Raw genomic sequence first — 21467 nt, forward strand, 5'->3', positions numbered from 1 at the left:
TCCCCCATACTGGTCAGCACCATGTCCGGCTCACACCCGCTGCCGCCCCCCGAGGGCGAGTCCCCCGAGACCGCGTCCGAGCTGCCGTCAAGTAGCGGCCCCCGCCTGGGCGGGGGTGCACCGTGACCGAGTGGGTCTACCTGGGGGTGGCCCTGCTGCTCGTCGCCCTCAACGGGCTCTTCGTCGCCGCCGAGTTCAGCCTCGTCACCGTCGAGCGGGGCGAGGTCGAGGACCGCGTCGACGCGCAGCAGCGCGGCGCGTCGGGCGTGCTCGAGGGCCTGCGCACGCTGTCGACGCAGCTGTCGGGCGCCCAGCTCGGCATCACCGTGACGTCGCTGCTCGTCGGCTTCCTCGCCGAGCCGTCGCTCGCGGCGCTGCTGCGCCCGCCGCTGACGTCGGCGGGCCTGCCCGAGGGCGCGGTGCCGGTCGTCGCCATCACCCTCGCGCTCGTGGTGGCGACCGGCTTCCAGATGATCGTGGCCGAGCTGTTCCCCAAGAACGTCGCCATCGCGCAGCCGTTCCGCACCGCGGTGGTCGTCGTGCCGCTCCAGCGCGGCTTCACCCGGGTCGCGGGCCCCCTCATCCGCTTCCTCAACGGCAACGCGAACTGGCTGCTGCGCCGCCTCGGTGTCGAGCCGCAGGAGGAGCTGGCGAGCGCGCGCTCGCCGGAGGAGCTGCAGTCCCTCGTGCGCCGCTCCGCGGAGGCCGGCACGCTCGAGCCGCGCACCGCCACGCTGCTGGAGCGCTCGCTGTCCTTCGCGGACCGGACCGCCGCGGACGTGCTGACCGCGCGCGGGCAGGTCCACTTCGTCGAGCGCCACACCACGCTGGAGGACGTCGTCGAGCTGTCGCGCACCACGGGGCACTCCCGCTTCCCCGTCACGGGCAGCGGCGGCTCCGACGACGTCGTCGGCGTCGTGTCGCTGCGCACGTGCCTGCGCGTGCCCGAGGACCAGCGGGCGCAGACGCGGGCCGTCGCCGTCATGGACGCCCCCGTCGTCGTGCCGGAGTCCGTCGACCTCGACGACCTCCTCGTCATCCTCCGCACGCAGAGCCACCTCGCGCTCGTCGTCGACGAGTACGGCGGCACCGCGGGCGTCGTCACGCTCGAGGACCTCGTCGAGGAGCTCGTCGGCGAGGTGGAGGACGAGCACGACGCGCCGGAGACCCGCTACACCGAGCGCCCCGACGGCTCGCTGGAGGTCTCGGGCCTGCTCCGGCCCGACGAGCTGCGCGACCTCGGCATCCCCGCCGAGGACGACAGCGACTACGACACCCTCGGCGGCCTCGTCGTGGACCGGCTCGGCCGCCTGGCGGAGACGGGCGACGAGGTCGACGTCGAGGGCTGGAGGCTGCACGTGGTCGCGATGGACGGCATGCGCGTCGAGACCGTCCGCGCGACCCCGCCCGCGCCGGGCGAGGAGGACGGGCACCCGGACGAGCGCGGCCCCGCCACGCGGGGTGGGCGCGGCGCCGGGTCGCGCCGCGACGACGACGACCCGGCGGCCGCCGAGGCCGTCCCCGCCACGAGGGAGGCACGCCGGTGAGCGACCAGACCGCGGTCCTCGTGGCCGTCCTGCTGCTGGCGGGCAACGCCTTCTTCGTCGGCGCCGAGTTCGCGCTCATCAGCGCCCGCCGCTCGCGCATCGAGCCGCTCGCCGAGGAGGGCAGGCGCGGCGCGCGCACGACCCTGCGGGCCATGGAGCGCGTCTCGCTCATGATGGCGGGCGCGCAGCTCGGCATCACCGCGTGCTCCCTCGGCCTCGGCGCGCTCGGCGAGCCCGCCGTCGCGCACCTGCTCGAGCCCGTGTTCGAGGGCCTGGGCGTGCCCGAGGCGTTCGTGCACCCGATCGCCTTCGCGATCGCGCTCGCGATCGTCGTGTACCTCCACATGGTGCTGGGCGAGATGGTGCCCAAGAACATCGCCATCGCCGGGCCGGAGCGCTCGGCCCTCGTGCTGGGGCCGATGCTGTACGGCGTCGTGACGGCGCTCAAGCCCGTCATCGTCCTGCTCAACGGCCTCGCCAACCTGCTGCTGCGTGCGGTGCGGGTGACGCCGACCGACGAGGTGGCGAGCGCGTTCACGCGCGAGCAGGTCGCGACGATGATCGGCGAGTCCGGCCGCGAGGGCCTGCTCGACACCGAGGAGGTCGGCCTCCTCGAGGGCGCCCTCGACCTCGTCGACCGCACAGCCGGCGACATCATGGTCCCGCGCGACCAGGTGCGGACGCTGCCGACGGACGCCCGCGCGAGCGACGTCCACGCCGCCACGGTCGAGACCGGGTTCTCGCGCTTCCCCCTCGTGGACGCCTCCGGCGAGCCCGTGTCGTACGTCCACGTGAAGGACGTCCTGCCGCCGAAGGGCGAGCGCGTCAACGGCCGCCCGGTGCCGGCGGGGTCGCGCCACCCGCTGCCCGACGTGCAGGCCGCGGCCTCGGTCGAGCAGGTCGTCCAGGCGCTGCGCGCCGCCGGGGCGCACCTCGGTCGGGTGGTGCGCGGGGAGGAGGTCGTCGGCCTCGTCGCCCTCGAGGACGCGCTCGAGGAGCTCATCGGCGAGGTGCGCGACCCCGCCCACCGCGCCGGCCCCCGCCGGCGGCAGGGCCAGGGCGCCACGACGTGACGTCGACCGCCGCGCCGCCGTCACCGCCCGAGCGCACGACCGTCGTCGCGACGGCCGTCCTCACGGTCGTGGCCGCCTCGGTCCTCGTGGTCGGGCTGCTCGTGGCCGGCGGCGGCGCCCGGCCCGGCACGCTCGCCGACCCCGGCCCGCTCACGACGACCGGGCTGCCGCTGGCCCGCCTCGCGCAGGACCTGCTCGGCGTCCTCGCGGTGGGCGCGGCCCTCGTCGCCGTCCTCGCGGCCCCGCTGGCGGTGACGGTGCGCCGGGCCCTCGGCCTGCTCGTGCCCGCCGCGGTGGGACTCGCGGTCGCGACCGCCGCCGTGTACGTGCTGACGGCCTCCGACCTGTCGGGCCGCACCGTGCCGGAGACCCTGACGTGGCAGGTGCAGCGCGCGTTCACGTCGCTGCCCCAGTCGCGCGCCCTGCTGCTCGTGCTGCTCGCCGCGGTCGTCCTCGCCGTCGCCGCGGCGGTGCTGCGCGACCGCGAGCCGGAGCACGCGCCGCCGGCCCTCGCGGCGCTCCTCGTGCTGGCCACCGCCGCGCTCGTGCCGCCCGCGTTCTCAGGCCACTCCGCCGCCGCCTCCGCCCACGAGCTCGCGGTGGCGAGCCTGTCGCTGCACCTCGTCGCCGCGTCGCTGTGGGTGGGCGGTGTCGTCGTCCTCACCGTGCTGGTCGTGGCCGACCACCGGGTGCAGGTCCGGGACGCCGCACGCGTCGTCGGGTCGTTCAGCACCCTCGCCCTCGGCTGCGTCGCGGTCGTCGCGGCCAGCGGCGTGCTCAACGCGGGCCTGCGCGTCACCGCGCCGGAGCAGCTGTGGACCACGTCCTACGGTCTCCTGCTCGCGGTCAAGGCCCTCGGCCTCGCGGCGCTCGCCGGGCTCGGCTGGTGGCACCGGCGCCGGGGGGTCGCCGCGGCGCTGGCCGGCGCGGGCCGGTCCGCCTTCGCCCGCCTCCTGGCCGTCGAGGTCGTCGTCATGGTGCTCGTCGTGGCGGTCGCGGTCGCGCTGGCCCGCACGCCGCCCCCCGGCTGAGCGTCCGGGCGCCGGGGCCGGCGGGCCTGCCCCGGCGCCGCCGCCCCCTCACCCGGTAGGGGGCACCCGCGCGCCGCGCGCTACAGCGCGTGCGCCGGCTGCCGATCTCCCTGCTGGGGCCGACCACCGGCCCCTCGCCACCCACGGACGGGCGGCGGCGGCCCAGGAGGACCACGGTGACGAGAGAGGACCGGCTCGACCCCGGTGTGCGGCACGCGCTGCTGCACGCCGCCGAGGTCGCCGACGACGCGGTCCTCGTCGTGCGCGCCGGCGACCCGTCACGGGTCGAGTGGGTGAACCCCGCCGCCGAGACGGTCCTCGGGGCCGCGAGCGGCACCATCGCCGGCGCCCCGCTCGCCCGTCTCCTGGAGTCCCGCGACGACCTGCTCGGCACCGCGCGCGGCAGCGCCGGCCACGGCTCGCTGCGCGCCGCGGACGGCACCCGCACCGCCGTCCGCGTCACGAGCCACCCCGTGCCCGGGCAGCCGCTGTGGGTGCTGACCGCCGTCCCGGCGCAGCGCCGACCCGTCGAGGCGGACTCCGAGGCGCTGCGGGCCGTCGAGCGCCGCTTCACCGCGCTCGCCGAGCGCACACCCGTCCCGACCGTCCTGTCCGACGTGGGGCTCCGGCTCGCGCACGTCAACGACGCCTTCACCCGTCTGGTGGGGCTGCCCGCGGAGTCGGTCCTCGGCACCGCGTGGCTCGACCTCGTCCACCCCGAGGACCTCGAGCCGGTGACGGCGTGCGCCCGCGCGGCGCTGGAGGGCGAGGCGGCGGAGACCTTCGCCCGGCTCCAGGGCGCCGACGGCGAGCGCTGGGTGCACCTGCGGCTCGCCCCGACGACCAACCCGCGCCACGGGTCAGGCTTCGTCGGCACGGCCGAGGACGTCACCGAACGCCGGGCCTTCGAGCGCCAGCTCGCCTACCAGGCGCGGCACGACCCGCTCACCGGCCTGCCGAACCGGGCCGCGCTCTTCGAGCACCTGCAGCGCGCCGTGCTCGCCGCGCGCGGGGCGAGCCCCCGGCTCGCTGTCCTGTTCCTCGACCTCGACAACTTCAAGCTCGTCAACGACTCCCTCGGCCACCACGCGGGCGACGCGCTCCTCGTCGACGTGGCGCGCCGGCTGCGGGCGGCCGTGCGCGACCAGGACGTCGTCACGCGGATGGGCGGGGACGAGTTCGTCGTCGTGTGCCACGGCGTCGACGACGACGAGGAGGCCGAGCAGCTCGCGGCCCGCGTCCTCGAGGTGTGCACGCAGCCGACCGACATCGGCACCCTGCGCGTGCACCCGTCGGCGAGCATGGGCGTCGCCCGGGTCGACGCCGGCGGCGTGTCGGCGCAGGACGTGCTGCGCGACGCCGACATCGCGATGTACCGCGCGAAGTCGCTGGGCAAGAACCGCTACGCGCTGTGCGACGAGGTGACGCGCGACGCCGCCCGCGACGAGCTGCGCCTGCTCGCCGACCTCCGCACGGCCCTGGACGACAACGCCGGGGAGCGCACGCACGACGGCGCCCAGGTCGGCATCGGCGTCGTCTACCAGCCCATCGTCGCCCTCGCGCCGAGCGGCGGCCCCGACCTCGGCGACGGCACGTCGCCGGGCCCGCTGCCCGTCGTGGAGGCGCTGGCGCGCTGGCAGCACCCGGTGCGCGGGTCCGTGCCGCCCGACGTGTTCGTGCCGCTGGCCGAGGCCCACCAGCTCGTGGGCCGGCTCGGGGAGGCCGTCCTCGACGCGGCCTGCGCCCAGGTGGTGCGCTGGCGGGAGCAGCTCGGTGAGCGCGCCCCGCGCCGGGTCGCGGTCAACGTGTCACCCCACCAGCTCGGCGACCCCCGCTTCGTCGGCACCGTGACCGGGACCCTCGCCCGGCACGGCCTGCCCGCCGACGTCCTCTGCCTGGAGGTGACGGAGTCCGCCCTGGTCGCCGACCCCGCCACCACGCGGCAGGTGCTGCGGGGGCTGCGGCAGGCCGGGGTCGCGGTCGCGATCGACGACTTCGGCACCGGCTACTCCTCGCTCGCCCACCTGCGCCGCCTGCCGGTGGACCACCTCAAGATCGACCGTTCCTTCGTCACGGGGCTGCTGGAGACCGGCGGCGCGCCGGAGGACGGCGACGGGGGCGCCCTCGCCGGAGCGGTCGTCTCGCTGGCCCGCGCCCTGGGGCTGTCGACCGTCGCGGAGGGCGTGGAGCGCCCCGAGCAGGCCGCGGCGCTGCGCGCGCTCGGCTGCACGTACGCGCAGGGCTGGCTCTGGGCGCGCGGCATGACCGGCGACGACCTCGCCCGCTGGGTCCGCGAGCGCGAGGCGGCGGCGTGAGCCCCCTGCGCGCGGTGCTCGCCGACGCCGTGTCCCGTGGGGCGGCACCGCCGGAGCAGCCCGCCCCGGAGACGCTGACGGGGCCCGTCGTGCTCGAGGAGCTCCTCGCCTCCCTCGACGACCTCCCGGCGCAGCGCCCGGTCGCGGCGCGGATGGTCCAGCTCACCCACGACGAGGACGTGAGCGCCGCGCAGCTCGCCTCGGTCGCCGCAGCGGACGCGAGCGTCACCGCGCGGCTCATGCGGCTGGCGAACTCGGCGTACTACGGCCTGTCCGGTCGGGTGCGGACCCTCGGCTTCGCGGTCACGGTCGTCGGCTTCACCACCGTCCGCACGATCGCGCTGTCGGCGGCGGCCGGGTTCGACAGCGAGCGCGCGGTGCCCGACGGCTTCTGGGAGCGCAGCGCGTCCGCGGCGGTCGCGGCGGGCGAGCTCGCGCGGCGGTTCGGGCTGCAGGGCCCCGACGCGTTCTGCCTCGGCCTGCTGTCGGGCATCGGCCAGGCGCTGCTGCACCGCGCCGACGAGCGGGAGTACACGCGGCTGGCCGGCGAGGCCGTCGGCCGGCACGCTCTCGCCGCCGCCGAGCGCAGCCGCTACGGCGTCTCCCACGTGTCGGTGTCCGCGTCGGCCCTGCGCGCGTGGAGCTTCCCGCCCGACATGGCCACCGCCCTGCAGACGCTCGACTCGTGGCCCCTCGGCCAGCCCGCCGACGGCGTCGACGCCACGACGCGCTGCCTGCTCGTCGCGCGCGAGGTCGCCGACCGCGTCACCGGCTGGGGCAGCAGCGGGCTCGACGCCCGCCACATGTCCGGAGGCCGGGTCGACGAGGACGACCTCGCCGCCCTCGCCCGCCGGGTGCCGCCGCTGGCCGCGGAGCTCGTGCGCGCCGTGCAGTCCTGAGCCCGGGGCGCGCGGGACCGGACCCCGACGGCACCGGGAAGTGCCCCGTCGGCCCTCCCCAGCGTCCTCAGCCGGCCGGTCGCTCCGGCAGCAGGCCGTCCGGCACGAGACCGGCGGGCAGGACGTCGGTCCACCACAGGCCGCCGAGGACCGCGCCCACCGCGAGCAGCACGCCCAGCGCGACGAGGACCGCCCGGCCGGCCCGTCTCGCCCCGTGCCCGGCGGGGGGCGCGAGCGTCCGCTCGTCCAGGACGGGCGGGGACGCCTCGGGGTCGAACGTGGCCAGCGCGACCTCCGTGCGCACCGAGGAGGCCGGCAGCCGCTCGGCCCCCGCGAGCTGCGCGGCGACGGCGGCCCGGTCGACGCGCACGCGCGCCCGCCGGAGCGCGCCGTCACCCGGGGCGACCTCGAGACGGACGGAGCCCGCGACCACGACCCAGCGGGGCCGCGCGGGACCGGAACCGGCCGAGGCGGGCAGCGGGCGCCACGCGAGCGTCACCTCGTCCTCCACGGCCGCGGGCGACCCGTCGCCGCGCGACGACACGTGCACGACCCAGCGGCTGTCGGCGGTCGCGTCGCGCAGCCGCTCCAGCCACGCCCTCAGCTCGTCGCGGCCGACGACGTCCGCGGCGTCGCCGTCCACGCTCACCACGACGTCCTCGTGCGCGCACGCCACGACGGCGTCGACGTCGCGCGCGGCCAGCGCCGCCCGGAGCCGCTCCACCGACGCCGTCACCACCACCCGCCCGAGCATAGGGACGGGCTCGTGCGCCCGCCCGCGCTCGCGGCAGCGCCCCGTCCGGGCTTCCCCGGTCGCCCTCGCGTAGGGCTGCGCCATGAGGGTGAGTCCTCGTAGGGTCGCGTCACCGCAGGTCGACCGGTGGTAGACCGGGCACGGGCGCCGCGGGAAGGGGGGCGCCGACCCGGGTGGTCCCCACACCGGTCGACGGGAGGTGCGACGTGGACGAGACGTGGCTGCGGGCCGCCGTGGCCGACAGCCCCGTCGGGGTCGCGCTCGCCGACTCCGACGGCGTCGTCGTCGAGTGCAACGCCGCGCTGGCCCGGCTCGTCGGCCGGGACGCGGCCGAGGTCGTCGGCACCCGGCTCGCCCGCCTCGTCGCCGCCGAGGACCACGGCACCTTCCAGGCGCAGTGGGCCCGCTCCCACCCCGGCGACGGCGGTGGCCGCTTCACGTGCCGGCTCGCGATCGAGCGGCGCTCGCCGCGCTGGAGCCGGTGGACCTGGCGGCAGCACGAGGACGAGGCGGGGGTGTGGACCGTCGTGCAGGTGGAGGACGTCGACCCGACGGCGCGGACCATGCTCGTGTCCGACGACCTGCTGGCGGCCGTGGAGGAGGAGCGCGCGACGGTGACGGCCGCGCTCGAGGCCTCCCCCGACGGTCTCGCGATCTACCACGCGGAGCGCGACGACGCGGGCGAGGTCGTCGACGCGCGCCTCGTCCGCCTCAACCGCGCCGGGCTCGCCGGCCGCCGCCCCGAGGAGGTGGTCGGCCGGCCGGTGCAGGAGTTCTTCCCGGAGGCGGCGGGCACCGGGCTGTTCGACGCCCTGCTGGACACCATGCGCACCGGTCGCACGAGCCGGCTGCTCGTCGAGGTGGGCGAGCACGGGACGTGGCCCGGCACGTACGAGAACGTCGTCATCCGCATCGACGAGGACCGGGTGCTCTCGGTCTTCCGCGATGTCTCGCAGGCCCGGGACGACGCCCAGCGGCTGCTGCACGCCGCGACGCACGACGCCCTCACCGGGCTGCCGAACCGGGTGCTGCTGCGCGACAGGGTCGAGCACGCCCTGCAGCGCAGCGCGCGCGAGGGCACCGGGGTCGCCGTCGCCTTCCTCGACCTCGACGGCTTCAAGGCCGTCAACGACACCCTGGGGCACCGCCACGGCGACGCCCTCCTGCAGGAGGTCGCGACCCGCCTCACCGCGGCGGTCCGGGACGAGGACACCGTCGGGCGCCTCGGCGGCGACGAGTTCGTCCTCGTGCTCGAGGGGTGCGGCGAGGAGGAGGAGTGGCTCCCGGTGTACGACCGGGTCGTCGAGGCCATCGCCCGGCCGGTGCTCGTCTCCGGCCAGGCGGTGTCGTTGCGGGCGAGCGTCGGGGTCGTGTTCCCCGCGGCCGGGCAGACCGACGCCGACGCGGTCCTCGGCAACGCCGACATCGCGATGTACGCCTCCAAGGGCAGCGGCAAGGCGCGCTACACCGTCTTCACCGAGCAGCACCGCCGCAAGGTCATCGACCTCGTCGCCCTCGAGGCCGACCTCGCCAACGCGCTGCCGCGCGAGGAGTTCGAGCTGCACTTCCAGGGCATCGTCGACGTCAGCAGCGGCACCGTCGTCGGCTCGGAGGCGCTGCTGCGCTGGCGGCACCCGCGCCGCGGGCTGCTGACGCCCGCCGACTTCCTCCCCGCCGCCGAGGCCGGCGGCCTCATGGTCGACGTCGGCGCGTGGGTGCTGCTGGAGGCGCTGCGGCAGGCCGCGCGCTGGCGCGGCATCACCCGGCGGGACTCGTTCGTGACGGTCAACGTGTCCGCCCAGCAGCTGGTGAGCGGGAACTACGTGCGGACGGTGCGCCGCGCGCTGGAGGCGACCGGCCTGCCCAGCGAGGGCCTGGTGGTGGAGATGACGGAGTCGCAGGTGCTGCCGTCGAGCACGAGCGTCATCGACCAGCTGCGGGAGCTGCGCGAGCTGGGGGTCCGGGTGGCGGTCGACGACTTCGGCACGGGGTACTCCAGCCTCAGCCACCTCGCGAGCCTCCCGGTCGACCTCGTCAAGATCGACCGGACGTTCCTCACCGACCTCACCGACTCCCGGCGCTCGGCGGTGCTGCGCACGGCCGTGGAGATGACGCGCGCCGTGGGGGCGCACTGCGTGGTCGAGGGGATCGAGACCCCCGAGCAGTACGAGGCCGTGCGCTCCACCGGCGCCCGGTACGCGCAGGGGTTCCTGCTCGGTCGGCCCCGCCCCGGCTACGTGGTGTGACCGCGCCGACCGGGCCGCGGCGCGCTCATGCCAGCGCGCGCAGCCGGGGGGCCAGGTCGGCCTCGAACAGCTCGAGGAAGCGCCGCTGGTCGTGCCCGGGCGCGTGCAGGACGAGGTGGTCGAAGCCCGCGTCCACGTAGGGCCGCACCGCCTCGGCGACCTCGTCGGGGTCGCTCGCCACGACCCAGCGCCGGGCGACCTGGTCGATGGGCAGCTCGTCGGCGAGGCGCTCCATCTCGACCGGGTCGTCGACGCTGTGCTTCTGCTCGGGCGTGAGGGACAGCGGCGCCCAGAACCGGGTGTTGTCGAGCGCGGCGGCGTGGTCGCGGTCGTAGGACACCTTGACCTCGATCATGCGGTCGATGCCCGCAGGGTCCCGCTCCGCCTTCGCGAGCCCCTCGGCCACCGCCGGCAGGAGCTTCTCGGTGTACAGGTCCATGCCCTTGCCGCTCGTGCAGATGAAGCCGTCGCCCGCGCGGCCGGCGTAGCGGGCCACGACGGGGCCGCCCGCCGCGACGTACACGGGCACGCCGCCGTCGGGGACGTCGTAGATGCTCGCGTCCTGCGTCCGGTAGTGCTCGCCCTCGAAGGTCACCCGGTCGCCCTGCCACAGCCGGCGCATGAGGTCGACGGCCTCCCGCAGCCGGGCGAAGCGCTCCTTGAACTCCGGCCACTCGCCGGTGAAGCCCGTGGCGACCTCGTTGAGTGCCTCCCCGGTGCCGACGCCGAGGACGACGCGGCCGGGGTACAGGCACGCCATGGTGGCGAAGGCCTGCGCGACGACGGCGGGGTTGTAGCGGAACGTCGGCGTCATGACCGACGTGCCGAGGACGAGGCGCTCGGTCCGCTCGCCCACGGCCGTCATCCACGACAGCGCGAAGGGGGCGTGACCGCCCTCGTGCCGCCACGGCTGGAAGTGGTCGCTGACGAACGCGGAGTCCATGCCCGCCTGCTCCGCGCGCACCCCCAGCTCGACGAGCTCGCGGGGGGCGAACTGCTCCGCCGACGCCTTGTAGCCGATCCTCAGCCCTGCCACCGCTCCAGGGTCGCAGCCCGGGGACGCCTCCGACAGCCGGAGGGGCACGCCACCCGTGCCGGCAGGGTCCTCGGCCCCGCACCCCGGCTCGGTCCGCGCGTTCAGTCCTCGGGCAGCGACACCTCGACGACGAGCACCTTGTGCAGGCCGCGCCGCCGCAGCGCGGTCATGAGGCGCGGCGGCGGCCCGACGACGACCATCGCCGCCCCGTGAGAGCGAGCGAGGCGGTGGAGGCCTAGCAGAAGCCCGAGCCCGGCGGCGTCGAAGGCCTGGACCTGGTGCACGCGCAGCTCGACCAGGTCGTGCTCGGCGGAGACCAGGTGCACCGAGCGGCGCAGCCGCGGGGCCTCGCTCGCCAGCAGGCGCGGGCCCACCTCCACGACGGCGGGGCCCGGGGCCAGGACGTCGGGGCCGCGCCGGTCGCCGTCGTCCCCCCTCGGCGTCGAGGTCATGACCCGTGTGTACCCGTTCGGGCGGGTCCGTACCCCGCGACGCACCAGCCTGTGACCGTTCCGTGACGCGATCAGCACGTCGCGGCGGGAGAGGACGGACGTCGAGGCCGCGTCCGCGTCGTCCGGCGGGGGCGCTCCCTCGGCCCCGCCCGGGTCGCCGACCCTCGGCTGCCGGTCCGTCACGCCCCGTCGCCCGCGGGCCCGGCCGCGGTCGCGATGGCGTCGAGGGCGCGCTCGAGCGCCTCGTCGACCGACTCCTCGGCCGCGTGGTGCGCGGGCGCGTGGAGACGGATCTCGACCCGCGCACCGCCGTCGTCCGGGGTGACGACGAGGTCACCGGCGTAGTCCGAGGCCCCCTCGCTGCCCCAGCGCACCCGGCGGGCGTCGTCGTCGGTGCGGAACCACGCCTCGCCGTGCACCTCCCGCGGCCCGTCCTGGTCCGGGAGACCGGCCTCGTCCGGCTCGAGGACGGCGGTGGTGCGGACGGCGTCCTCGCCCGGCACCTGCTCCGCGGCCGTCATCTGCGGGAAGTACTCCGGCAGGTGACGGACGTCGGAGAGGTAGGCGTAGACGGCGTCCGGGTCGGCGTCGAGCCGACGGCTGGCCTCGTGGTCGGACATGCGGCAGAGGTACCCGTCGTGCGGGCCGCTCACTCCGACCCGCCGGATCCGGCCGTCGGCTCAGAAGTCGAAGAGGTTGCCCCGCACCCCGCCGTCGCCGTACCCCTCGCGCAGCACCCCGCGCCGCCGCAGGACCGGCACGAGGTCGTCGAGCACTCGGTGCACCGTCGTCGGGTGGAGGTCGCCGGACAGCAGGACACCGTCGTTGCCCGCGTCCTCGCCGAGCTCCTCGACGAAGTCGGCGAGCTCCTCGGCCGTGCCGACGAACCCCTCTCGCGCGGACAGCCGGCCCTTGCGCGCCTTGCGCGTGAGGAGCTCCCGCAGCGTGTCGACCCCGAGCTCGCCCTCCTTGCCGAGCAGCCCGCGGACCGTGCCCTGCGAGACGTGCTCGCCGAAGGCGGACGCGCGCAGCGGCTCGTCGAGCGGCAGGGCGGTGAGGTCGGTCTCGAGGTCGCTGGACTGCGCGGCGGCGACCTGCAGGAGCACGGCCTCGTCGGGGTGCCGCGAGGCCTCGACCACCCGGTCGGCCTCCTCGCGGCTGGGCAGCAGCTCCGGCTTCAGCACGAACAGGACGCGCACGTCGTCCGCCGTCCGACCCGCCGCCGCGGCCGCGTCGAGGACCCTCGCGCGGTACGCCCGCACGGTGCCGGCGTCGAGCGGCGCGTACGCCAGCTGCACGTCGGAGTTCCGCCCGGCATAGGCCAGCCCGCGTGGCGACCCGCCCGGGGAGACGACGACGGGGTCACCGAGGCCGTCGAACGGCACGGCGTTGAGCGGGCCGGTCACGTCGAAGTGCGCCCCGCTCCACCGCTGCGTCCGGATGCGGTCGCCGTCGGCGAAGCGGCCGGTCGCGGGGTCGGCGACGAGGGCACCGTCCTCCCACGAGTGCCACAGGCCCCGCACCACGTCGGTCCACTCCTCCGCGCGGTCGTACGCGGCGTCGTGCCCGAGCGGCGCCGCGCCGACGTGCCGGGCGGAGCCGGTGTCGGTGACGACGTTGAGCCCGAACCGCCCGCCCGACAGGTGGTGCAGGGTGGCCGCCTGACGGGCCGCGAGGTAGGGCGGCGTGACGCCCGCGTTGACCGTCGGCGCCAGGCCGAGGTGCGACGTCACGTCGAACAGGTACGGCGCGAGCAGGAGCGGGTCGTGCTTGGGACCCCCGTAGGCCTCGCGCACGCGCAGATGGAGCGTCTCGGGGCTGCCGAGGCTCAGCGCGTCCTCCATGACGACGAGGTCGAGGCCCGCCTGCTCCAGCTCGCGGACGGCCTGCTGGTACAGCCGCGGGTCGGTCCAGCGCCAGCCCCACCGCCAGTCCTCGCGGCCCCACCCCTGCGGGCCGAAGCCGCGGGAGAAGAACCAGCCGACGTGCTGCAGCCGCCCCACGTCAGGCGCCCGTCGCGGTCGCGCCGGTCACGCCGGTCGCGCCGTCGCCGGCGCGCACCGCGGCGAGGCCGCGCGCGAGGTCGTCGAGGAGGTCCTCGACGTCCTCGATCCCCACCGACAGCCGCAGCGTCCCGTCGTGGACCCCGGCCGCCGCGCGGTCGGCCGGCGAGCGGTGCGCGTGCGTGGTCGAGGCGGGGTGGAGCACGAGCGAGCGGACGTCGCCGAGGTGCGTCATGCGGCTGAGGAGCCGGACGGCGTCGACGAACCGGCGCGCGGCGGGCTCACCGCCCGCGAGCGTGACGGCGAAGACCGAGCCGGTGCCGCGCGGCAGGTAGCGCCGGGCCAGGTCGTGCGACGGGCTGGAGGCGAGCCCGGCGTGCGCGACGTGGGCGACCTCCGGCTGCGCCTCGAGCCAACGGGCGAGCACGAGGGCGTTGTCGGTCTGCTGCCGCACCCGCAGCGACAGCGTCTCCACGCCCTGCTGCAGCAGCCACGCGTTGAGGGGGGCGAGGGTCGGGCCGAGCCGGGCCGCGACGACGTGCCGGGCGTGCTCGACGTACGCGCGCCGGCCGTACCGCTGCACCCAGCTGCTCCCGCCGAGCAGCGCGCTGGGCGCGGTGAGGTGCTCCCACCGGTCCTCGCGCGCCGCCCAGTCGAAGCCGGTCCCGGTCACGACGACCCCGCCGAGGGTCGCGCCGTGCCCGGACAGGAACTTGCTCGCGGAGTGCACGACGACGTCGGCCCCGTGCTCCAGCGGCCGGAGCAGGTACGGCGTCGCGAGCGTGTTGTCGACGACGAACGGGACCCCGGCCGCGTGAGCGACGTCGGCGACGGCGCGCAGGTCCACGAGGTCGTTCGTGGGGTTGGGCACGGACTCGGCGAAGAACGCCCGCGTCGTGGGCCGGACGAGCCGGCGCCACGCCTCGGGGTCCGTGTGGTCGTCGACGAGGTCGACCTCGATGCCCAACCGCGCGAAGTTCTCGGTGAACAGCCCGCGCGAGCCCTCGTAGACGCTGCGCGCCGACAGCAGGTGGTCGCCGGCCCGCAGCAGCCCGAGCAGGGCGACGGTCACGGCGGCCTGCCCGCTGCCGACGACCACCGCGTCGGTCCCGCCCTCGAGCGCGGCGAGGCGCCGCTCGAGCGCCGCGCACGTCGGGTTCGCGACGCGGGAGTACGTGTAGCCCTCCTCGTCGCCGGCGAAGCGGGCGCGGGCCTGCTCGAAGTCGTCGAACACGAATCCCGCGCTCACGTGGACCGGCGCGACGCGGGCGCCGGTGAGGGCGTCGGGCTCGGCGCCGGCGTGGACCTGGCGGGTGGCGAACCCGCGCGGCGCCCACGGGTCGGACGGCGCCGTCTCGCTGCCGGACAGGGCCTCGTGGGTCGGGGCGCCGGTGGTCGGGGCCGTCAGGGGGTGGGCCGGTACGGGTGCGAGCACGTCGAACCAGGGGTCGGTCACGGTCATGGCGGGTCCTCGGGTGCTGGGGTCGCCGGCCGCGCGGCGCGGCGACGGGTGGTCGGGAGGCGAGGTCGGGCGTCAGGCCCGACAGGGCTCGCTCTCCCCGAGCACCACGAGGACACGGGTGCGGTACGACGTGCGGTGACCGACCGCCGAGCGGCGCTGCGTCATGACTCCTCCATCGGCCGTGGCGGGAGCACCTGCCCCCCGGGGGGGTGGTTGCTGCGGCGTCGACGAGCCACGTCTCTCGGCCGCTCTGGATGGTGTCGCCGAGTGTTCGGCAGGCGGCGCGGCCGTGTCAAGCAGCGGACGGGTCGTCCCGACGGGTGGACGCGGTCGGGACTCGCCCCGAACTCCGGGACGAGTCAGGCCTATCGGACGGTCGGTGGGCGTGGCTATGGTCCCGGCACGGCGGCGAGGGGCCACCGCCGGACCTCGATCCCGCCCCCGGAGGAGCACCCATGAAGCCTGTTCTCGCCGCCGCCGCGGCTCTCGTCCTCGGCGCCGCGGTCGCGGCGCCCGCGGCGGCCATCACCCGGGGCGGCAGCCTCGACGGCCAGGACCACCCCTACGTCGGCATCATGGTGTCGAGCACCTACGACGCCGACGGCGAGCTCGTGCCGCAGTCGCGGTGCAGCGGCTCTCTCATCTCCCCGACGGTGTACGTCACGGCCGGGCACTGCACGTTCGGGGCGGACTCCGTCGAGATCTGGTTCGAGACGACGCTCGAGCCCACGCCGGCCGACTTCGGCTACCCCTACGAGGGCGCGACGTCGGTGACCGGCACGCCGTACACGCACCCGGAGTACGACGACGCCGCGTTCTACCTGCACGACCTCGGCGTCGTCGTCCTCGACGAGCCCGTCGAGCTCGACCGCTACGCCGAGCTGCCGCAGGTCGGCGTCGTCGACACGCTGCCCAAGGGGCGCAACGGCGCCGTGGTCACGGCCGTCGGCTACGGGCTGCAGGCCGCGTCCAGCAACCCCGTGCAGCCGGAGCGCAACGTCGCCGAGCTCACCCGCTACCAGGCGGACCTCTTCGTCCTCAACACCCAGGGGGCGAACGGCGCCGGCACCGCGTCGGGCAACCAGTCGATCCTGCTGAGCGGCGACGCCAAGCACGGCGGTACGTGCTTCGGCGACTCCGGCGGCCCCGCGCTGGTCGGCGACACGCTCGTCTCGGTCAACTCCTACGGCCTCAACGGCAACTGCGCCGGTGTCGGCGGCATGTTCCGCATCGACCAGGAGCGGGAGCTCGGGTTCATCCGCGGCTTCCTGTGAGGCCGCACGGACGCACCCGCGCCTGACGGCGGGCCCGGCACCCGGCACGGGTGCCGGGCCCGCTGCGTGCGGACCGCTCGGTCGGGGTACTGCGGCGACAGGGGTCCGGACCGGGGCCCGTGCCCGGAGGTGACCATGACAGCGGGGACGGCGCGGGCGGCGGGGACGGCGGGGACGCCGCACCGCGCTCCGCCGCGCGGGGTCGGGGCCGCCGCGGCCCTCGTGGTCCGCGGCCGGTTCGCCGTCCTGCTCGGCTGGGTCGTGCTCACCGTCGCGGCCGTCGTCCTGCTCCCGCTGCCGGGCGGCACGGGGGTCGGCGACCTCGACGACTTCGCGCCCGACGGCAACCCCTACGTGTCGACCGAGGTGCGGTCGGCGCAGGCGTTCGGCTTCCCGCTGCTGTCGCGCGCCGTCGTCGTGCAGCGCGACCCCGACGGGCTGTCGCCGTACACGCAGGCAGCCGCCGTGCTGCGCGCGGCGTCGGTCGCCCAGGGCACCTACCCCGAGCCGGGCCCGCTGCTGGGGGCGCTGCCGCTGCTCAACACCGCCGGTCTCGTGCCGGGCGCCCGCGAGGAGGGCACGACGGCCCTCACCTACCTGCTCATGTCGCCCGAGACCGGCATCTTCGGGCAGACCCGGGCCGCGCAGCGCTACGCCGCCGGCGCACCGGACCCGCTCGACGCGACCGTCGGCGTGACCGGCACCTTCCCGGCGCGCGTCGCGCAGGACGCCGTCCTCGACCGGTCGCTGCGGGCGCTGGAGCTCACGGCACCGCTGGCGGTGTTCGGCGTGCTGGCGCTGAGCTTCCGCTCCCTCGTCGCGCCGCTGCTCGCGATCGGCACGGCGGTCCTCGCCTTCGTCCTCACGCTCCACGCGGCCGGGGCGCTCGGGGCGGTGCTCGACGTGCAGGTGCCCGCCGAGCTGCGCCCGCTGCTGCTCGCGCTGCTGCTCGGGGTCGTCACCGACTACGCGGTCTTCTTCCTCGCCGCCACCCGCAGCGGGCTGGAGGACGGTGAGGACCGCGTGGGGGCCGCGCGACGCGCGGTCGTCGACTACCTGCCCGTCGTCGTGGTCGCGGGCCTCACGGTCGCCGCCGGCACGGCGTCGCTGCTCGCCGCCCGCGGCAGCGTGTTCCGCGCCTTCGGACCGGGCATGGCGCTCGCGGTGCTCGTCGGCCTGGCGGTCTCGGTGACGCTGCTCCCGGCGCTGCTGGCGGTGCTCGGCCGCGCGGCGTACTGGCCCGCCCGGCCCGGCGCGCTGGACGGCGCCTCGGTCCCGCTGGCTCGCCGCACGGCCCGCTTCGCCCGGGTACGACGACCTCTCGTGGGACGGCTCGTCCGCCCACGCACGGCCGCGTCGGTCGTCGTCGGCGGCACGCTCGTGCTCCTCGCGCTCGCGGTGCCGGTCAAGGACCTCGCGCTCGGGGTCTCGTTCGTCCCGTCGCTGCCGGCGGAGGAGGAGGCGGCGCAGGCGGCGGACGCGGCCGCCGAGGGGGTCGCTCCCGGCATCCTGTCCCCCACGCTCGTCCTCGTCGAGGGCGCCGACCTCGACGAGCAGGCCCAGGCGCTCGCCGCCTTCCGCACCCGCCTGGAGTCGCAGGCCGGGGTGGCCGGCGTGCTGGGCCCGGGCTACGGGCTGCTGCAGCAGCCGCTCGGGCTCGTGGTGACGCCCGACGGGACCGCGGCGCGCTACCTCGTCGTGCTCGACCACGAGCCGCTGGGCGCGGCGGCCGTCGCCGCCTTCGACCGGCTGGAGGCGGGGGTCGAGGACTGGGCGGAGGAGTCGGGCCTGCCGGGCGTGCGGGTGTCCCTGGGGGGTGACACGGCGCTGGCGTCCCTGCTCGCCCGCTCCACCACCGACGACCTCGCGCGGGTGGCCGTCGCCGTGGTCGTCATCAACCTGCTCGTGCTCGTGGTGTTCCTGCGCGCGACGGTCCTGCCCCTGTACCTGCTCGGCACCAGCGTGCTGTCGCTGCTCGCCGCGCTCGGCCTGACCACGCTCGTGTTCCAGACGCTGCTCGGCCACGACGGGATCACGTTCTACGTGCCGTTCGCCGCGGCGGTGCTGCTCGTCGCCCTCGGCTCGGACTACAACGTGTACGGCGTCGGTCGGCTGTGGCGGGTCGCGCACGACGTGCCGCTGCGGCGGGCGGTCGTCGAGGTGGTCCCGAGGACGTCCCGCGCCATCACGGTGGCGGCCGTCACGCTCGCGGTGAGCTTCGGCCTGCTCGCGGTGGTGCCGCTGCGGCCGTTCCACGAGCTCGCGTTCGTCATGTCGGTGGGCGTTCTGCTGGACGCCGTGCTCGTGCGGGTGCTGCTGGTGCCCTCGCTGCTGGTGCTGCTGGACCGCTGGAACCGCTGGCCGTGGCCCGCGCTGCGGCCCGAGGAGGAGGAGGCGCGCCCGTGAGCGCAGTCGGACGAGGTGTGGGGCTCGTGGTGGCGGGCGTCGCGCTCGGCGTGGTCATCGGCGTCGCCGTCGCGTCGGGTCCGGGTCCCCGTGAGGACGCGGCACGCGGCGGCCCGCCCGGCCCCGTCGCGAGCGACCCGGCACCGCAGCCGGTCACGGCGGAGTGCGTGGAGGCGGCCGAGCGCACCGCGACGGTTCTGGAGCTCGCGGAGTCCGCGGCCGCTGCGATGGCGGACCTCGACGCCGCGGAGCTGGAGCAGGTCGTCGAGCGGATGCGCGCCGAGGACGTGCGGGCCCGTGAGGCGCTCGAGCGCTGCCGGAGCGCCGAGGAGGTGCCGGCCCTGCCCCTCCCGTCACCCGCCTCGTCCTACCCGTCGGCGCGACCCTCGGTCGGACCCTGACGCCGACCGGCCCGGGCCCCGGACGCGACGACGCCCCCGGCAGCGGCCGGGGGCGTCGTCGTGCCGACGGGCCGCGTCGGTCCGTCAGCTTCTTGAGCAGCTCGTGGCAGCGCTGCGCACGCTGGGAGTCCTGCTCCATGACCTCGCGGGAGAACGAGGCCTCGTCGTCCATGCCGGCGTTCTCCGCGTCGCGCACGTACTGGCCGTAGTCGTGCCCCGGCCTCGAGCGAGTGGTGCTCGTCCCGTCGCCCATGGCGGGCGTCCCGGCGCCCGTCGCGGGCACCGGGACGCGCCGACCGTCAGGCCGGCGGCTCCTCCGGCATGTCCTGCAGGGGCACGAGGTGGCCGTTGCACAGGGTGCCGGGGCTGGGCTCGCCGTTGCGGACGAGGCTCGGCGGGATGACGCCCTTCCGGACGAGCTGGCCGTAGGTCTGCGTCCGACCGTCGTCGGGGAAGGCCTCGGCCGGGTCGTCGTTGAGGCCGGAGTACGAGCACAGCGAGTTCGCGTGCTCAGGACCGCGCTCGGTCTGCCCGGCGGCCGAGGCCGGCGAGGCGACGAGGGCGAGCGCGGCGGCGGCGAGGACGACGCCGACCACGCGGGAGCGTGCAGTCATGGGTTCTCCTGGGTGGGGTCCCCGGCGGGCCTGTCCGCCGGTGGTGGCGGGAGCCTGCCGCCACACCCTCGGTGAGCAACACCGTGCCAGCACGGTAATCGGCGCGCCCGGGCGTCACGCACGGTCACGCAGTACGGGCCCTGGCCGGGGTGTTCACGCCTCCCGGTGACGCCCGGTGGTGGCGCGAGGACGGGGCTCAGCGCACCCCGACGAGGTCGCAGACGAAGACGAGCGTCTCACCCGGTCCGATGACTCCGCCGGCGCCGCGGTCGCCGTAGGCGAGGTGCGGCGGGATGACGAGCCGGCGGCGCCCGCCCACGCGCATGCCGGTGATGCCGCTGTCCCACCCGCTGATGACCTGACCGGCCCCCAGCCGGAACTCCAGCGGCTCGCCGCGGTTGTACGAGGCGTCGAACTCCTCGCCCGTGGAGTGCGCGACGCCCACGTAGTGCACGCGGACCGTGGTCCCGGGGCGTGCCTCGTCGCCGTCGCCGACGCTGAGGTCGTCGACGACGAGGTCCGACGGCGGCTGGGGGTCGACGAACTCGACCTCGGGCTTCTCCATGCGCCGCAGCCTAGGACCTCGGCGGCCGCCTCACGCGGGGACGAGCGCCCGCGCGGCCGTGAGCTCCAGCGAGCGCACCCGGCGCCCGGCGTCCGGCGACTGGAATGCGACGACGAGCTCGTCCGCGCGGGCGTGCTCCGCGAACCAGCCGAGGTAGTCGACGACCTCGTCCGGGGTGCCCGCGACGCTGTAGCGCAGCATGTCGGCGAGCTGGGCGCCCTGGTCGCTCGCGAGCAGGGCGTCGACCTGCTCGTCGTCCAGGAGCGGGGCGTCGGGACCACGCTGCAGGATGCGCTTGACGAAGGAGCGCCGCACGGTCCGCAGCTGCTCCCGCGCGTCGTCACCGTCCTCGGCCGCCACCACGTTGACCGCGGCCAGGACGTAGGGCTCGGCGAGCTGCTCCGAGGGCCGGAACCCGCGGCGGTACACGTCGACGGCCTGCTCGAGCGCCGCCGGCGCGAAGTGGCTCGCGAAGGCGTACGGCAGCCCGAGGGCCGCGGCGAGCTGCGCCCCGAACAGCGACGAGCCCAGCACGTACAGCGGCACGCGCGTGCCGGCGCCGGGCACGGCCTGCACGCCGGGGACGCGCGACTCCCCGGCGAGGAACGCCTGGAGCTCGAGGACGTCGTCGGCGAAGCGGTCAGCGGCGCCCGGGTCGCGACGCAGCGCGTACGACGTGGTGCGGTCGCTGCCCGGCGCGCGGCCGAGACCCAGGTCGATCCGGCCGGGGTGCAGCGACTCCAGGGTGCCGAACTGCTCCGCGACGACGAGCGGGGAGTGGTTGGGCAGCATGACGCCGCCGGCCCCGAGCCGGATGCGGGAGGTGTGCGCGGCCACGTGCGCGATGAGCACGCTCGTCGCGGACGAGGCGATGGTCGGCATGTTGTGGTGCTCGGCGTACCAGACGCGGCGGTAGCCGCTCGCCTCGGCGGCCCGGGCGAGGGCCACGCTGGCCGCGAGGCTGTCGCCGACGGTCTGGCCCTCGGCGACGGGCGCGAGGTCGAGCACGGAGAGCGGCACGGTCACACGGGGTGCAACGCCCGTGGCGCCCAGACCTTCCCGCCGCCGGCGACGGCCGGTGCGGCGGCGCGGCCGCGCGGCCCCCGCCCGCTAGCGAGACGTGTCCGCGCGTCCCGGCGCGCTCCGCCCGGCGCGGGCGACGCCGACCCTCGCGGCGGCGTCGCCGGTGACGTCGGCGCGGTCCATCGCGGTGCGGGCGTCGCGCGCGAGGGCGACGACGCGCTCGGCGTCCTCGGGCGGCAGGAGCGGCGCGAGGCCCTCCACCGCCGCCGTGAGGTCCCGGACGGCCACCAGGAGCCCCGCGACGTGCTCCTGCAGCTCGTTGATGCGGTCGTGCTCCTCCATGTACCCCTCCATCCCGGGATCGTC

Annotated in this window: 19 protein-coding genes and 1 riboswitch; of the genes, 9 read left to right on the forward strand and 10 right to left on the reverse strand. The window is 76.4% G+C overall.

All coding sequences use genetic code 11. From position 1 onward, the window contains the following. Positions 1–122 precede the first annotated feature (122 nt). From WAA21_RS09270 to WAA21_RS09290, 5 genes are all read left to right on the forward strand, one after another. Positions 123–1547, forward strand: coding sequence for a hemolysin family protein (locus WAA21_RS09270; protein ID WP_336922499.1), 1425 nt, complete (start codon positions 123–125; stop codon positions 1545–1547). Then, positions 1544–2620: a hemolysin family protein gene (locus WAA21_RS09275; protein WP_336922500.1), complete on the forward strand. Its 1077-nt coding sequence runs from the start codon at positions 1544–1546 to the stop codon at positions 2618–2620. The genes WAA21_RS09270 and WAA21_RS09275 overlap by 4 nt, the downstream gene beginning before the upstream one ends. Continuing rightward, positions 2617–3651 (forward strand): CopD family protein, encoded by a 1035-nt coding sequence (locus WAA21_RS09280; RefSeq protein ID WP_336922501.1) that lies wholly within the window; start codon positions 2617–2619, stop codon positions 3649–3651. Before WAA21_RS09275 ends, WAA21_RS09280 begins: the two co-directional genes overlap by 4 nt. 176 nt (positions 3652–3827) lie before the next feature. After that, positions 3828–5966 carry a putative bifunctional diguanylate cyclase/phosphodiesterase gene (locus tag WAA21_RS09285; RefSeq protein ID WP_336922502.1) on the forward strand — a complete coding sequence of 713 codons (2139 nt, stop codon included), beginning with the start codon at positions 3828–3830 and terminating at the stop codon, positions 5964–5966. Continuing rightward, positions 5963–6865 (forward strand): HDOD domain-containing protein, encoded by a 903-nt coding sequence (locus tag WAA21_RS09290; protein WP_336922503.1) that lies wholly within the window; start codon positions 5963–5965, stop codon positions 6863–6865. Before WAA21_RS09285 ends, WAA21_RS09290 begins: the two co-directional genes overlap by 4 nt. A 67-nt stretch (positions 6866–6932) precedes the next feature. Here WAA21_RS09290 and WAA21_RS09295 read toward each other — a convergent pair whose 3' ends face one another. Beyond that, positions 6933–7607, reverse strand: a complete 675-nt coding sequence (locus WAA21_RS09295; RefSeq protein WP_336922504.1) for a nuclear transport factor 2 family protein — start codon at positions 7605–7607, stop codon at positions 6933–6935. Between the two features lie 218 nt (positions 7608–7825). On the opposite strand from WAA21_RS09295, the gene WAA21_RS09300 reads away from it, so the two are divergent. Beyond that, positions 7826–9865: a putative bifunctional diguanylate cyclase/phosphodiesterase gene (locus WAA21_RS09300; protein ID WP_336922505.1), complete on the forward strand. Its 2040-nt coding sequence runs from the start codon at positions 7826–7828 to the stop codon at positions 9863–9865. Between the two features lie 25 nt (positions 9866–9890). Here WAA21_RS09300 and fgd read toward each other — a convergent pair whose 3' ends face one another. The 5 genes from fgd to WAA21_RS09325 form a co-directional block, all read right to left on the reverse strand. Continuing rightward, on the reverse strand, positions 9891–10901 hold the full coding sequence (gene fgd, locus WAA21_RS09305; protein WP_336922506.1) for a glucose-6-phosphate dehydrogenase (coenzyme-F420): 1011 nt from the start codon (positions 10899–10901) through the stop codon (positions 9891–9893). Between the two features lie 101 nt (positions 10902–11002). Beyond that, complete coding sequence (locus WAA21_RS09310) at positions 11003–11353, reverse strand: STAS domain-containing protein (RefSeq protein ID WP_336922507.1); 351 nt, start codon at positions 11351–11353, stop codon at positions 11003–11005. Between the two features lie 179 nt (positions 11354–11532). Continuing rightward, the gene (locus WAA21_RS09315) at positions 11533–11973 is read right to left on the reverse strand and encodes an SRPBCC family protein (RefSeq protein WP_336922508.1); all 441 of its coding nucleotides are present in this window, start codon (positions 11971–11973) and stop codon (positions 11533–11535) included. 60 nt (positions 11974–12033) lie between these two features. Beyond that, on the reverse strand, positions 12034–13356 hold the full coding sequence (locus WAA21_RS09320; RefSeq protein WP_336922509.1) for an LLM class flavin-dependent oxidoreductase: 1323 nt from the start codon (positions 13354–13356) through the stop codon (positions 12034–12036). Position 13357: 1 nt separating this feature from the next. Further along, positions 13358–14818 (reverse strand): O-acetylhomoserine aminocarboxypropyltransferase/cysteine synthase family protein, encoded by a 1461-nt coding sequence (locus WAA21_RS09325; protein WP_336922510.1) that lies wholly within the window; start codon positions 14816–14818, stop codon positions 13358–13360. A 169-nt stretch (positions 14819–14987) separates the two neighbouring features. Next, positions 14988–15079: riboswitch (SAM riboswitch) on the reverse strand. A 194-nt stretch (positions 15080–15273) separates the two neighbouring features. Here WAA21_RS09325 and WAA21_RS09330 point away from each other — a divergent pair. From WAA21_RS09330 to WAA21_RS09340, 3 genes are all read left to right on the forward strand, one after another. After that, positions 15274–16092, forward strand: a complete 819-nt coding sequence (locus WAA21_RS09330) for a trypsin-like serine protease (RefSeq protein ID WP_336922511.1) — start codon at positions 15274–15276, stop codon at positions 16090–16092. A 135-nt stretch (positions 16093–16227) separates the two neighbouring features. After that, the gene (locus WAA21_RS09335) at positions 16228–18498 is read left to right on the forward strand and encodes an MMPL family transporter (RefSeq protein WP_336922512.1); all 2271 of its coding nucleotides are present in this window, start codon (positions 16228–16230) and stop codon (positions 18496–18498) included. Beyond that, positions 18495–18899, forward strand: coding sequence for a hypothetical protein (locus WAA21_RS09340; protein ID WP_336922513.1), 405 nt, complete (start codon positions 18495–18497; stop codon positions 18897–18899). Before WAA21_RS09335 ends, WAA21_RS09340 begins: the two co-directional genes overlap by 4 nt. Before the next feature lie 299 nt (positions 18900–19198). Here WAA21_RS09340 and WAA21_RS09345 read toward each other — a convergent pair whose 3' ends face one another. From WAA21_RS09345 to WAA21_RS09360, 4 genes are all read right to left on the reverse strand, one after another. Beyond that, positions 19199–19513, reverse strand: a complete 315-nt coding sequence (locus tag WAA21_RS09345) for a hypothetical protein (protein WP_336922514.1) — start codon at positions 19511–19513, stop codon at positions 19199–19201. A 196-nt stretch (positions 19514–19709) separates the two neighbouring features. After that, positions 19710–20078, reverse strand: a complete 369-nt coding sequence (locus WAA21_RS09350) for an FKBP-type peptidyl-prolyl cis-trans isomerase (protein WP_336922515.1) — start codon at positions 20076–20078, stop codon at positions 19710–19712. A 30-nt stretch (positions 20079–20108) separates the two neighbouring features. Then, on the reverse strand, positions 20109–21104 hold the full coding sequence (locus WAA21_RS09355) for an LLM class flavin-dependent oxidoreductase (protein WP_336922516.1): 996 nt from the start codon (positions 21102–21104) through the stop codon (positions 20109–20111). An 84-nt stretch (positions 21105–21188) separates the two neighbouring features. Continuing rightward, positions 21189–21455 carry a hypothetical protein gene (locus tag WAA21_RS09360; protein ID WP_336922517.1) on the reverse strand — a complete coding sequence of 89 codons (267 nt, stop codon included), beginning with the start codon at positions 21453–21455 and terminating at the stop codon, positions 21189–21191. Positions 21456–21467: the final 12 nt, after the last annotated feature.

It is taken from the genome of Aquipuribacter sp. SD81, from assembly GCF_037153975.1.
Taxonomy (GTDB): Bacteria; Actinomycetota; Actinomycetes; order Actinomycetales; family JBBAYJ01; genus Aquipuribacter.